Origin of the sequence: Streptomyces sp. NPDC050564 (assembly GCF_044457265.1) — a bacterium.
Classification (GTDB): domain Bacteria; phylum Actinomycetota; class Actinomycetes; order Streptomycetales; family Streptomycetaceae; genus Streptomyces.
This window is the reverse complement of sequence record NZ_JBITGS010000032.1, coordinates 1-12919: the sequence shown is the minus strand read 5'-3', so window position 1 is coordinate 12919 and position 12919 is coordinate 1. Positions and strand designations below refer to the sequence as shown.

16 protein-coding genes are annotated in these 12919 nt (G+C 69.2%); 7 read left to right on the top strand and 9 right to left on the bottom strand.

Features of this window, described 5'->3' with window-relative positions:
* Positions 1-61 precede the first annotated feature (61 nt).
* Positions 62-379 carry a hypothetical protein gene (locus ACIBK0_RS38185; RefSeq protein WP_399090356.1) on the top strand — a complete coding sequence of 106 codons (318 nt, stop codon included), beginning with the start codon at positions 62-64 and terminating at the stop codon, positions 377-379.
* Between the two features lie 103 nt (positions 380-482).
* On the opposite strand, the gene ACIBK0_RS38180 is transcribed toward ACIBK0_RS38185, so the two are convergent.
* Positions 483-896 carry a hypothetical protein gene (locus ACIBK0_RS38180; RefSeq protein WP_399090353.1) on the bottom strand — a complete coding sequence of 138 codons (414 nt, stop codon included), beginning with the start codon at positions 894-896 and terminating at the stop codon, positions 483-485.
* 53 nt (positions 897-949) lie between these two features.
* Complete coding sequence (locus tag ACIBK0_RS38175; protein ID WP_399090612.1) at positions 950-1855, bottom strand: LysR family transcriptional regulator; 906 nt, start codon at positions 1853-1855, stop codon at positions 950-952.
* Between the two features lie 146 nt (positions 1856-2001).
* On the opposite strand from ACIBK0_RS38175, the gene ACIBK0_RS38170 reads away from it, so the two are divergent.
* The 6 genes from ACIBK0_RS38170 (at position 2002) to ACIBK0_RS38145 (ending at position 7729) form a co-directional block, all read left to right on the top strand.
* Entirely contained in the window at positions 2002-3120 is a 1119-nt protein-coding gene (locus ACIBK0_RS38170; RefSeq protein WP_399090350.1) for a PrpF domain-containing protein, read from the top strand.
* Complete coding sequence (gene dctA, locus ACIBK0_RS38165) at positions 3117-4532, top strand: C4-dicarboxylate transporter DctA (RefSeq protein ID WP_399090347.1); 1416 nt, start codon at positions 3117-3119, stop codon at positions 4530-4532. Before ACIBK0_RS38170 ends, dctA begins: the two co-directional genes overlap by 4 nt.
* 248 nt (positions 4533-4780) lie before the next feature.
* Positions 4781-5392, top strand: a complete 612-nt coding sequence (locus ACIBK0_RS38160; protein WP_399090344.1) for a hypothetical protein — start codon at positions 4781-4783, stop codon at positions 5390-5392.
* A 587-nt stretch (positions 5393-5979) separates the two neighbouring features.
* Entirely contained in the window at positions 5980-6579 is a 600-nt protein-coding gene (locus ACIBK0_RS38155) for an isochorismatase family protein (RefSeq protein ID WP_399090342.1), read from the top strand.
* A gap of 10 nt (positions 6580-6589) precedes the next feature.
* Positions 6590-7507, top strand: a complete 918-nt coding sequence (locus ACIBK0_RS38150; RefSeq protein ID WP_399090339.1) for a GlxA family transcriptional regulator — start codon at positions 6590-6592, stop codon at positions 7505-7507.
* 36 nt (positions 7508-7543) lie between these two features.
* Positions 7544-7729 (top strand): hypothetical protein, encoded by a 186-nt coding sequence (locus ACIBK0_RS38145; RefSeq protein ID WP_399090336.1) that lies wholly within the window; start codon positions 7544-7546, stop codon positions 7727-7729.
* 12 nt (positions 7730-7741) lie between these two features.
* Here ACIBK0_RS38145 and ACIBK0_RS38140 read toward each other — a convergent pair whose 3' ends face one another.
* The 7 genes from ACIBK0_RS38140 to ACIBK0_RS38110 form a co-directional block, all read right to left on the bottom strand.
* The gene (locus ACIBK0_RS38140) at positions 7742-8356 is read right to left on the bottom strand and encodes a dihydrofolate reductase family protein (RefSeq protein WP_399090333.1); all 615 of its coding nucleotides are present in this window, start codon (positions 8354-8356) and stop codon (positions 7742-7744) included.
* 62 nt (positions 8357-8418) lie between these two features.
* Positions 8419-8991: a dihydrofolate reductase family protein gene (locus ACIBK0_RS38135; protein ID WP_399090330.1), complete on the bottom strand. Its 573-nt coding sequence runs from the start codon at positions 8989-8991 to the stop codon at positions 8419-8421.
* A 303-nt stretch (positions 8992-9294) separates the two neighbouring features.
* On the bottom strand, positions 9295-9939 hold the full coding sequence (locus tag ACIBK0_RS38130; protein ID WP_399090327.1) for an FMN-binding negative transcriptional regulator: 645 nt from the start codon (positions 9937-9939) through the stop codon (positions 9295-9297).
* Between the two features lie 34 nt (positions 9940-9973).
* Positions 9974-10930, bottom strand: coding sequence for a MerR family transcriptional regulator (locus ACIBK0_RS38125; RefSeq protein WP_399090609.1), 957 nt, complete (start codon positions 10928-10930; stop codon positions 9974-9976).
* Between the two features lie 69 nt (positions 10931-10999).
* On the bottom strand, positions 11000-11404 hold the full coding sequence (locus ACIBK0_RS38120; protein ID WP_399090324.1) for a tautomerase family protein: 405 nt from the start codon (positions 11402-11404) through the stop codon (positions 11000-11002).
* Between the two features lie 26 nt (positions 11405-11430).
* Positions 11431-12246 (bottom strand): MBL fold metallo-hydrolase, encoded by an 816-nt coding sequence (locus tag ACIBK0_RS38115; RefSeq protein WP_399090322.1) that lies wholly within the window; start codon positions 12244-12246, stop codon positions 11431-11433.
* Positions 12247-12299: 53 nt separating this feature from the next.
* A complete protein-coding gene (locus ACIBK0_RS38110; RefSeq protein WP_399090606.1) occupies positions 12300-12914 on the bottom strand; it encodes an IS630 family transposase in 615 nt (204 codons plus the stop codon).
* Positions 12915-12919: the final 5 nt, after the last annotated feature.

Below are 12919 nucleotides of genomic sequence, written 5' to 3'. Positions count from 1 at the left end.
CGGAAGCGCGCGAGAATTGAAGAGGCACACCACACCGACTCCGATGAAGGGAGGAGGGGGGATGGCCAAGTCAGTGGAGAACACCCCACAGGAAACCCATGCGCGCGATGGCGCGGGTCTGCACCTGCACATGCGCACACTGCATCCTCCGGTGCCGATTCCGTACTTCACCAAGGAAGAAGTGACGACCTCGGCCCAGGCTGCGACGAACCGTATGCCCGCCATGCCGCCCGCCAAGGATCTCGCGTTCTACGGAGGCCTCGGAGCAATGGCCGTGGCCGGGGCTCTGGAATGGCCGGTCGCCCTGGCGGTCGGCGGAGCCACCTGGCTGGTACGCAGTGGGCGAAAGGAGAAGCACGGCGGAGGCGACCAGGCATAAGGGTCCAGTGGCGCCTGGGGCGGTCGCTCAGCAAGGGAGGCCGCCGGACGAAGCCACAACCCAATGGCGCGCGGTAGCGTGAGCGCTGCCGGGCGTCGGGCCGTTATGCGGCGGCCGGTATGAAGGCCGGACGCAGAGAGCGTGAGTAAGCGGCCCACAGCTCCCACGCGAGGCGCAGGATGATCGCCTCGGCGAGCGCAACGGCGATCTTCGTTGCCACAGCTGCAAGGATCTCGACCATGTTGGCTGACTTTCTGTGCTGGGATACGGGTGCCTGAAACCAGACAATGCAGCCTTTTCCTCCGCTGCAAGTGCTTCTCAGGCGTACTTCTGATGTCGCTTGGATGAACAAACGGGGGTTGACCCACCGCTCGGAGCGCCGTTTGCGACACACCAAAGCCGGTTCTGCGTCGCCCTTCACCGCAGCCGCCTCCGGCCACGTCGCTTGCACACCCCGCTCACGTTCGGGCGCGGCGCCGGGTTGCGTGGCGACCAGGCCCTCCTCGAAGGCGCGCACGAGGTGCTCGTCGTGCGGCGCACATGCGGGTGGTGGGCCCAAGTGGTTCGGTGTCAGAGGGTTCGGGCCGCAGCGGCGTCGCGGAGGAGTCCGGCGAAGGTCAGGGCGGCGGGGGTGAGCGAGTGGTCGGCCATGCGAACCAGGAGGATGCGGCGGATGGGGGCCGGCGGCTGGAGAGGCTGGACTTTGACTCCGGGTCGGATGCCCTCCAGGGCCAGGGTGGGGGCGAGGGCGACGCCGATGCCGGCGGCGACCATGGCCTGGGCTTCCTGGTAATCGTGCGCCTCGTAGGCGATCTGGGGCTCGAAGCCGACGGCGCGGCAGCCGCGGACGAGGGCTTCGGCCACCGGGTGATGTTCGGCGCGGGTGATCCAGGGGTCGTGTGCGAAGTCGGCGAGTGAGGCGGCGTCGCGGCCGGCGAGTGGATGGTGGTCGCTGACGAGAAGGGCCGGCGGGTCATCGAGGAGAGGGGTGACGACGATGTCCTCCCTGTCGATTCGGCTCCAGCCGTAGTCCCACATCAGCGACATTTCGATCTCCCGGTTCTCCAGCATCGTCCGGAGTCCGGCAATGCGGGCACTGCGGACGGTCAGCCGTACGTCAGGGTGGGCGTCCCGGAAGGCGATCACGGCCTGCGGAAGGAGCGAGGCGCCGACGGTGGGGAAGGTGCCGATGCGCAGGGTGCCCGCGCGCAGGCCGGCATAGTCGGCGAGTTCGTTTTCCGCGGCCTGCAGTTCGCGTGCGATCCGTTGCCCTCGCTCGGCCAGCGCCCGTCCGGCGTCGGTGAGGGTGACACCCCGGGCGTGGCGTTCCAGCAGGGGCTGGCCTGCCTCCGTTTCCAGGCGGCTGATCTGCTGCGATACCGCTGACGGGGTGTAGTTGAGGGCGCGGGCCGTCGCGGTCACCGAGCCACGCCGGGCGACCTCCGTGAACAACAGGATGCGCCGGACGTCGAGCATGCCGCCACCTCCAGCGTTCACTTCACCTTAATAGCCATGCAGATTTCCGAGATTGTACTTCACGCTGCCGTAACCCACCGTGGAGGACACCACGCACGGCGAGACCGTCGGTGGACTTCCCCTTCCATGGCTGTGAGGAGTCAGTTGTGCTGCGTCTGCAGGGCGAGATGATCCGCGGAGGAACCAGCAAATGCTGGATCTTCGACCACCGCGACGTGGCCGCCACGGGCGTGGACGTCGATGCCCTCCTGCTCGCTGCCTTCAACGCCGCCGACCCCCGCCAGATCGACGGCGTGGGCGGCGCCTCCTCCACCACCTCCAAGGCCGCCGTCGTACAGGCGTCGACCCAGGCCGGCGTGGATGTCGAGTACGCCTTCGCGCAGGTGGGTATCGGCGACGAGCGCGTGGAGTGGGCCAGCAACTGCGGCAACTGCGCCACCGCCGTGGCCCTGTACGCCGTCCACCACGATCTCGTGCCGATCGCATCGGACACCACCACGGTCCGCATGCTCAACGTCAACACCGGGGCCCGCCTCACCGGCACGATCCCCACCCCCGCGGGCGTGGCCCCGGAGGAGGGCACGGCCGTGGTGCCGGGTACCTTGGCGCCGGGCGTGCCGGTCCTGCTCGGGTTTCAGGACCCGGTGGGCTCGACGACCGGCCGCGCACTGCCGACCGGCCGGGCACTGGACGAGCTGACCGGCCCGGACGGTCCCGTCGAGGCATCCCTGGTGGACGCCGGCGCGCCGGCCGTGCTGTTCGAGGCCAAGGCGTTCGGCCTCGACGGCACGGAATCCCTCACCGCGTTCGCCACCGCAGTGCCCGCGCTGACACTGCTGCGCCGCCAGGCAGCGCTGGCCATGGGCCTGGCCCGCGAGGGCGATCCGGTCAGCCACGCGGTGCCGAAAGCAGGCATCGTCGCCCGCCCCGCCCCCTATCGCACCACACAGGGCATACTCGTCAACCAGGACGAGTACGACCTGGCCGTGCGCATGGTCTCCATGCACGCCCCGCACCCGGCGATCGGCCTGACCTCCGCCGTGGCCCTGGCCACCGCCGCCGCCACCCCTGGCACCCTCGCCCACCGCGTCGCCCGGCAGAACGCCGACGGCACGCTGCGCCTGGGCACCCCCGCCGGCGTGGTCACCACCCAAGCCGTCCCCGCACCGGACAGCGCGTCCCCCACGGTGCTGCTGCACCGCGCCGCCCGGCGTATCGCCCGAGCCGAACTCCTCGTTCCCGTCCTGGAAGGACGCCCCGCATGAGCCGCAACGACGCCGCCCCGGGTACCGTCACCGCACCACCGGGCCGCATCCGCCGGATGCTGTCCCACCTCTACATCCAGTGCCTGATAGCCGTCCTCCTCGGCGCCGCCGTGGGCGGGCTGTGGCCGTCCGTCGGCACTGACCTCAAGCCGCTCGGCGACGGCTTCATCGCGCTGGTGAAGATGTTCATCGCGCCGATCATCTTCTGCACGGTCGTCCACGGCATCGCCTCCATGGGCAACGCCCGCGCAGTCGGCCGCGTGAGCCTGAAGGCTCTGGTCTACTTCGAGGTGCTGACCACCGTGGCCATGGTGATCGGCCTGGTCGTCGTCAACGTCGTCAAGCCGGGCAGCGGTCTGCACATCGACCTCTCGACCCTGTCCACCAAGGGCCTGCCACCGGAGGCGACCACGGCCCACGAGGGCTTCGCCGAGTTCCTTCTCGCCATCATCCCGGCCACCCTGGTCAGCGCCCTGACCGGCAACGAGATCCTGCCGGTGCTGCTGGTGTCGGTGCTGTTCGGATTCGGCCTGCACGCCAGCGGAGAGGCCGGCCTGAGCATCGCCCGGCGCATCGAGAAGTTCTCCACGGTCCTGTTCACGCTCATCCGCTGGATCATGCGGCTCGCCCCCATCGGCGCGTTCGGCTCAATGGCCTTCACCATCGGCAACTACGGCCTGGGCACCCTGCGCCACCTGGCCCTGCTGGTCGGCTCGTTCTGGCTGACCGCCCTCTTCTTCGTCCTGGTCGTCCTCGGGACCGTGATGCGCCTGAACGGACTGCGACTGCTGCCCTTCCTGCGCTACATCAAGGAAGAACTGCTGATCGTCCTGGGCACCTCCTCCACCGAGCCCGTCCTGCCGCGCATGATGGCCAAGCTCCAGCACGCGGGCGCCTCGAAACCGGTCGTCGGCATCACGCTGCCCGCCGGGTACTCCTTCAACCTCGACGGCACCGCCATCTACCTGACCATGGGCTCGGTCTTCCTCTCCCAGGCTCTCGGCATCGACCTCAGCCTCACCCAGCAGCTGGCCATGCTCGCCGTCATGCTGCTCACCTCCAAGGGCGCCGCAGGCGTCACCGGCTCCGGCTTCATCGCCCTGGCCGCCACCCTCAGCGCTGTCCCGCACGTCCCGGTCGCCGCCCTCGCGCTGATCTTCGGCGTCGACCGGTTCATGTCCGAAGCCCGCGCCCTGACCAGCCTGGTCGGCAACGGCGTCGCCACTCTGGCTGTCGCCCGGTGGGAGGGCGAGCTGGACGAGGACCGCGCCAAGGCCGTCCTGCGCGGAGAGATCCCCTACGCCCCCACCCCCGCTCCCTCCGCGGTGACAGCCGAGCCCGATCCGAAGCAGACGCCCGCACCCGAGGCGATGCCCGAACCAACCCGCGACCCGGTGCCCACCGCAAGCTGATATTGCGTGGGCGGGCCGGCCCAGAGCAGATGCTCCGGGCCGGCCCGCCCACGTCTCAACAGGACGTCGTACTCGCCGTCCGGGCTGATCAGGAACGTCTGGCCCTCCGGTACGCCCAGTCTTCCAACCGCTGATCAAGTCCGGCGAACGCCGCGCAGAACCCCCGCGTCGTCTACCGTTTCGGTGATCAGGGATCCTCGGATTTCCCGGCGTGAGCGAGGTACCTGTCCGTACGAACCGGGCGGGAGGTGCATCAGGTGGCCAGGGATGCGGAACCGGACCTTCATGGACTGATCACGGCCCGCAGGGTCGAACTGGAGCTGCAGGCAGAGAAGTTGAGCCAGCAGCTTCAAGAGGTGCGCGACGAGCTCGAGGAACTCACCGTCGCCGAGCGGGTCGCGCGTCGGCTGGCCGAGCAGCTGCACGCCGAAACCAGGACGACGCCTGGGGGTGTCGGCCAGATCGCGGGCCGCGCGGTGCTGCTGGTGCCGCAGCGCGAGCGCGGCACCGACGAGACGGTACTGCCGGAGGAATACCAGCAGATCATGGACGTGGTGCGACGGGCGGATACGCCGGTTATGGTCAAGCAGGTCTGCGGTGAGCTGGGGATGTCCAAAGAGCCGGCCCGCTCGGAGGCGATGCGCTCGAAGCTGAACCGACTGGCCGAGCGGGGCTGGCTGCGCAAGCTGGCCGCCTGCGGGCCGTCGAGCTGGGTGCCATCGGTGACCTCGGCTTCGTCGGCCTGGACGACGACCCGGACAACCCCGTGGTCCTCACGGGCTGGGGCGCGGCCTCCGCGATGGCCGTCGAGAAGGGTTGTATGTCGAGCTGTGGAACGGGATGCGGTACAGGCATGGTGACCTGCGGAGGAAACCCAGGGTCGTCCTCGTAGACCAGAACCGTCGGGATCGGGGCTTGCTGTTGTTGCACCGTCATGGCGCCTCACTGAGAGGGGAGAGATTGCGGATGATGGCCCCCACCACAGGGAACTTGTGATCAAAAGTCCCTGAAGTTCAGTACGAGGTCCCGGTAGCCCTGTGTCAATTCGAACAGGAGTAGATGGGGCCGCCTCCAGCCGACGGTTGCAGCGGACGAGCGGGCGGTCGCTCTTGACCCGTGGCCGGTGCGCACGTGCCACCAGACCCGGCGACAGGTTACTGCCATAGAGGACTTCAACGGCCAGCCCGGCGGCGGCGCTTGGGTGGAGCGCCTCAGGCCGGCGCATGGGAGCGACGCAGGTGTACCCCGGTGGTTCGGGCACGTGGCCAGCCGTGTGGATGAACGACTTCGGCAAGCTCCGCCGCTGCAGCCGGCGACGAACATCGAGTTCCTCATCGCCCCGGCCTCGGTTGCGCTCAACTACCTGACCAACTGATGACCGGATCAGTCCGCTGCCGGACCCGATGCGGCCTGTCGTCGCCCCGCGCGCGCAGCTCAGGCTTGGGGCATGACCCGAGCACTGATCGTCATCGATGTCCAGGAGTCCTTCCGCGCCCGTCCGCTGTGGGAAACCACCTCCGACCTGAAGATCGCCGACCAGGTGAACCGCCTGGTCCGGCTCTCCCGCCAGGCGGGAGACCTGGTGGTGTGGATACTGCACTCCGAGCCCGGCACCGGCGATGTCTTCGACCCCGCCCTCGGCCACGTCCGGCTGATGGAGGAACTGGAACAGGCGGACGGGGAGCCGTTGATCCAGAAGACCTCGCACAACGCCTTCACCACCACCAACCTGCAGCAACTCCTCACCGAGCGTGGCATCCGGGAGCTCACCGTCTGCGGCATCCGCACCGAGCAGTGCGTGGAGACCACCACCCGCCTCGCCAGCGACCTCGGCTACCAGGTCACCTTCGTCATCGACGCGACCGCCACCAATCCCATCCCGCACCGCGACGCTCCCGTCGACCAGAGCGTCGCCGAGCTGATGGCCGACCCTCGCACCCTGCCCGCCGAAGAGGTGATCAGGCGCACCGAGTACGCCCTCGCCGGACGTTTCGCCACCATCGCGACGGTCGACCAGCTGGAGGCCGCGGCCGGACCTCGGGCATGATGACCGAATCGTGAGCCACATCGTCTTCTTCCTGGTGCCCGGAGTCCACTTGCTGGACCTGGCCGGCCCCGCGCAAGTCTTCTCCACCGCCGCGGACTTCGGGCACCCCTACACGCTCGCCTACGTCGCCGAGCAGTCACAGGTCACCACCGCCCAGGGGTTGTCACTCGTGGCTGGGCTCGACTGGCCGGAGCTTGGGCCCAAGGATCTGATCGTGGTGCCCGGCTGGCGAGCCGGCACCCTGGCCGACAGCCCCGCCGTCAGCGCCGCCTCCCTGCAGGTCCTGCGCGACCACCACGCCAGGGGCGGGACCGTGGCCAGCGTGTGTGCCGGAGCCGAGGCGCTCGGCCGGGCCGGCCTGCTCGACGGCCGGCGCTGCACCACCCACCACGACGTGCAGGAGGAACTGGCCCTGCGCCACCCCAGGGCGGTCGTCGTCCGCGACGTCCTGTTCACCGCCGACGACCGGGTCATCACCTCGGCCGGCATCGCCAGCGGCATCGATCTGGCCCTGCACCTGGTCGCCACCCGACACGGCCCGGCCGCCGCCGCGCAGGTAGCCCGGGACATGGTGGTCTACGCACGGCGCAACGGCCATGAGCCGCAGTCCAGCGCGATGCTCCGACACCGGTCCCACCTCGACGACACCGTGCACCGCGCCCAGGACCTCATCGACGCCCGCTTCGACCAACCACTCCCCCTACCGGCTCTGGCCTCGGCCGTCGGCGTGAGCGAACGCACCCTCACCCGCCTCTTCAGCCGCGCCACCGGGCTCACCCCACTGCGCTACCAGCAGACCCTCCGCCTCGAGCGCGCCCAGCACCTCATCAGCCACGGTGCGACGATCGACGCCGCCGCCCGTTCAGTCGGCTTCGAGGACCCACGCATGCTGCGCCGCCTGCGCGCCCGCACCACCTGCGTCAGCTGACCGAGCTCGCCTGGGTGGTACATGCAGCGAGCTCCGGTGCCTGCCCACGACGACGGCCCGCCGAACGGCAAGTTCGGTGAAGACGCTGCCGCTGAAGACACTGAGAACCACAACGCCACAGTCCCCGTCCTGCTGCGTCTCCTCGCCCTGACTCCCTCGAACTGGCACAACCACGAGACCGGTGAACCGGTCATCCGCTCACTAACCTCCTACGACCACTGACCTTCGCATCAATCATCGGGTCGCGACCGGCTGGTACCGCACGTTCACCGCGGCCGAGTGGTCATCGCCGTTGAGCAGCTGGAGTCGTACGGGAGCGCCTCCAGGATTGTCGAACAGCCGGATCCCGTCGCCGAGCAGCACCGGCACGATGTGCAGGTCGATCTCGTCGATCAGTCCACGCTCGAGGAGCTGTCGGCCGATCGCGGCCGAGAAGACCTCGAGGTTCTTGCCGCCGGCGGCCCCCAGCGCGATCCGGACGGCCTCCGCCACATCGCAGCTCAGGAACGTCACGCCGGCGGCGGGCTCCGCGTCGTCGGGATGGTGCGTGAGGACGAACACCGGCCCCTGCCACGCGCCACCGTAGATGCCGCTGACATCGGGGTAGGCGTCAAAGCCATCCCGACCTCCCAGCACGGCGCCGGTCGTCTCGGCATACTCCTCGACAAGGCCGGGCCGGAACGAGAAACCCGTCATCCAGTCCACCGTATGGTTCGGCCCTGCCACGAACCCGTCCAGCGACATCGTGAAGTGCCAGAGCACCTTGCCTCCGGCGGTCTGCCGTTCAGTGTCCGCAGAAGGCGGGGTGGACGTGGTGCCGAGGCTCCGCGGGGTCTCTGCGGTGGACATGATTGTTCGTTCCTCTCTTCAGCGGTCGCTGTCCCGTGCCGTCCCAAAGGCGTCATCACTCGCTAGCGGCGAACTCGATACAGCAGGTGCAGCACCCGATCGCCCTGGATCACCGCGTGCGGGTCCTCGAGCAGATGCTGAGCATCGACCGACCCGAAGTACCGCTTGCCCGAACCGAAGACCACCGGCACGACGTCCATCGCCACCTCGTCCACCAGGCCGAGGACGAACGCCTGCCCGCCGACGTCGCCTGCCGCCACGGCTACGGTGCGCTCCCCTGCGAGCTCCTTGGCCTTCGCGATCGCCTCTGCCACATCGTCGACGAAGTGGCAGGACGCCTCGGGGTGCCACCCGTCGGGCTTGGGCCGGTGCGACACCACGACCACGTGCTCGCCCGCCGGCGGTGCCCCCTCCCAACCGTTGGTGATGTCGAACAGGTGACGCCCGATCACCATCGCCCCGATGCTCGCCCACATCGGCTTGACGTAGTCGGCCGAGACCTCTGAGACCTTGCCACCTGCGCCGAGTTCGGTGTCGCCGTTGGAGTACCAGTCGAACAGGGGGCCGACCTGATCCTCCGCATCGGCGATGAAGCCGTCCACGGAATCGACGTTGTGCATCACCACGTTGCTCATCACATCTCCTACGTGTCCTTCGGGCTTCGGGCGGCTCTTGTACACATAGACCCAGCACGCCTCCGAAACTCATCGCTGTGCCACCAACCTCTGGCCGCGTCACCCCCCGCACTTGGCCTCACAGCGACGGTTCGGTTCGGCCCAGGGCCGGTTTGCGCAAGGTCCGCAGCGATGAGTTGTTCGAACCGGCCGGCGCCTGTGCGGACGGTGCGGTGAGGTGCGCGGTCGTGGCTCGCAGGTAACGAGGTACGAGGTCGCAAGCGACTGGTGGCACGGGCGGCACGGTGACGCGGGCACGGTTGCTCAGGAGGGTTGGGCGTACGGGTTGTGGGCGCGTACTGCCGCGGCGACGACCGTGTCCTCGGACTCAGCGCGGTCTCCGAGGCCCGCGATGACCCCCTCGATGTTCGCCCGCGGCTGGTTCTGGCTGAGTTTGAACTTGGCCTCGATGCGGCTGATGACGAGCTCGATGCCGACGATGGCGCGCAGTTGCCCCTGGATGAACTTCGTCGGGGCCTGATCGACCGACCAGGGCTCGGCGCCGGCCGCTTCGTGCCGGTCGGTCAGGCGGCGTATCTGTGCCTCGGCCCAGGCAGGGTCGTCGTGGACGACCATGCGCCCGTACACGTGCGCCGTCACATAGTTCCAGGTGGGCACCACCCGGTGGTGCTCGGCCTTGGTGGTGTACCAGGACGGCGTCACATATGCCTCGGACCCGCGGACGATCACCAGGGCTTCGCCCTGAACCGGCTCGCGCCATTGGGTGTTGTTGCGGGCCATGTGGCCGAGGAGGGCGCCGTGTTCGCCGGCGTCGGGGTCGCACTCGAAGGGCAGGTGGGTGGCGAGGAGGCCCTGCGGAGTCATGGTGATCAGGTCAGCGGCGCCCTGGCTGTCGAGCAGGGTGCGGACTGCGGTTTCGTCGGGGGCGAAGGGCTTGGGGATGTACATGGCGGCCTTTCGACTCCGTGCTGCGGGGCTACGGCTACAGGGGATTGGCGCGCAGCCAGGTCAGAACCTGTTGCGCGTGCTCATTCGGAGCGAAGACCGGGTAGAAGGTGTGCTCGATCACGCTGTCGCGGACGACGAGGGTCAGCCGCTTGAACAGCCGGGTCCCGCCGCCTTCGAAGGTGGGCAGGCCGAGGATGTCGGCCAGGCTGAGGGCGGGGTCGGACAGCATGTCGAAGGGTAGTCCGAGCCGTTCCACGACCTCGGTCTGGTAGTCGCTGTCCTGGCTCGACAGGCCGTACACGCGGCCCGCGCCCGCTTCCAGGAGGTCACGGAAGTGGTCGCGGAAGGCGCAGGTCTCGGGGGTGCAGCCGCGGGCTCCGGGGATGGAGTTCCAGCCCTCGGGCAGGTCGGTGCCGGGGCGGCCGGTAAGAGGATAGATGTAGATCACGGTGCGGCGGGGGCCGAGCGAGTCCAGGCGGATCTCCCGGCCGGCTGTGTCGGAGAGGGTGAGGTGCGGCAGCTTGGTGCCGTTCAGGTGGCCCGCGGCACCGTCGTCCTCGGGGGCGGGCAAGTGCGCGGGCAGTGTCAGGTAGTCCTCGCTCCCGGTTCCGATCCGCTCGGGCGGTGCGACGCTGCTGCCCCGGTGTGCCGCGGCGGTGAGGTGGGTGATCAGCGTCGCCCGGCGCGCGGCCAGCGCCTCGATGCGTCCGGTGAGCTCGTCGATAGCCTCCCGGTAACTCGCCAGCGAGGCGGGGCAGTCGTCCGCGTAGGCGCTTCCGGCGGCCAGGCACTCCAGGAAGGGCCGGGTGCGTTCGACGGGGATGCCGAGCTGCTGCAGGGTCTTGATCTCGCGCGCGAGGCGCACGTCGTACTCCGCGTAGTCCCGGTAGCCGTTGGCGAGCCGCCCGGGCGCGATCAGCCCCAGTGATTCGTAGTACCGGATCGCCTTGGCCGTCACTCCGGCCCGGCGGGCGAGCTCGCCTATCTTCATCTGGATCACCTCGCTCACACGCTAAACCTTGCCCCTGGGGGCAGGGTCAAGCGAGGCGCGGGGGCGCGCTCAGCGTCCGGGGACGGGGAGGTCGCCCTCGACGTACTGCGCGCGGCCGTCGGCGCACGACCAGTCCTCGGGGCCGTTCTCGTAGTAGCTGACGAACAGGTCCTTGCCGTCGACACCGACGCCGGCGAGCCGTTCGGCAAGCGTGCGGTACAGGCGCCGCTTGTCCTCGGTGCTGCGGCCGCGCTGGGTGAAGATGTGGACGATGACGGTGCCGGGGGTGCGCTGGAAGCCGAGTCCGGCGTCGAGGGCGATGATCTCGTCGGCGTCGTGCTGCGTGATGATCTGGAACCGGTCGCGCTCGGGGATCTTCAGCACGTCGATGAGCGACTGCTGAACGGCGTCGGCGATGGCCCTGACGGCCTCCGGGCCGCGTCCGCGAATCGTGTCGATGCGTACGAGGGGCATGCTGGAACTCCTTCGGGTGGTGGGGGTCAGGGCAGCAGGGGCAGCCACGTGCCGTGGTCGGCGACGCGGAGTACGGGGGTCAGGCCGGCGTCGTCGAAGGCGTGCTCGATGGCGTCGCGGCCCTCGGTGAAGTGGGTCCAACCGGAGTAGTGCGCTGGGGTGTTGACCCGGGTGCCGAGGACGGCGGCCGCTGCGGCGGCGCGGATGCTGTCGAGGCTGACGGCGCGGTCGCGGAACTTGCCGGAGATGCGCGCCGCGCCCGCATGGAGGACGGCGGCGTCGATGCCGGGGATGCTGCGGGTGATCTCGGCGACGGTGCGGAGGGAGGCGTTGTCGCCGCTGATGTAGACGGTGGGCAGGCCCTCTCCGGCGCGGACGAAGCCGATGGCCTGGCAGTTGATGTTGCCATCGAGGTCGCAGTCGCCGTCTTCGGGGCCGTGGACGGCGGTGACGGCGGGGACGGCGGTGACGGTGAGCTCCCCGTCGCCGTCCGGACGGCTGAGGGTGTCGGTGTTCCAGGCGGCCAGGCCGATCGCCGGCGCGCCGAGGCGCTCGGCGCCGCCGGTCGTGGTGAGGAGCTGCGGGACAGCCATGGCGAAGGCGCGGCCGCGGTCGTCGAAATTGTCGGCGTGGTTGTCGTGACTGACCAGGACCAGGTCCACGGCGCCCAGTTGGTCCTCGGTGACGGCCGGACCTTCGGTCTTGGTCAGGTAGCCGTGCGGGCCCGGGTCATCGAAGGTCGGATCGCTGACGATACGCAGGCCGCCGAGGTCGAGAACGGTCGTCGGGCCTCCCACCACCAACACCGCACAATCTTGGCGGGGCAGTACGGATGGGGTCATGGCGCGGGGTCCCTTCGGGGCGGGACGGGCGTGTTCAGCACCCGAAGTAGACGTTACTGAGCTCTTCGGATTGTTGTCGGCTGGTGGGTGAGCGTGAGTCCGGTGCCTGCAAGGCAGCCGTCGATCAGGTCGGGGCGGAGCTGGATGTGGCGCAGGCCCCGGCGGAGGGTGCGTTCGAGGTGTTCATCGTCGGTGAAGGCTGTGTTGGCCAGTGGGCCGCGCCGTAACAGTGACCAGACGCCCTCGACCGGGTTCAAGTCCGGTGCATATGAGGGCAGTTGGATGATGGTGAGCCAGTCGTGTGCGGCCGCGTAGTCGCGCATTCCGGAGGCCCGGTGGGTGTTGAGATTGTCCCAGATCAGCACGATGGGTGCCTGGAGCTGGATGTGGGCGCGGACGACCAGGTCGCGGTAGTCGCTCCAGGCGAAGGTGTCACGTCCTTTGCCACGGTGCTTGCGGTGACGGCGCGGCCGGCAGATGAGCCGGGAGGTCTCGCCCGGCTTGTAGCAGCACATCGCCGCGATCGACCAGCGGCGCCAGGACCGGCCCCGCACCCGCACCACCGGCGTGTGTCCACGCCGGCCCCAGGTGCGGGCGCGTGGCGGCGTCATCGAGAATCCGGCCTCGTCCTCGAAGACGATGTACGCCCCCAGCGCCGCCGCAGTCATTCCGC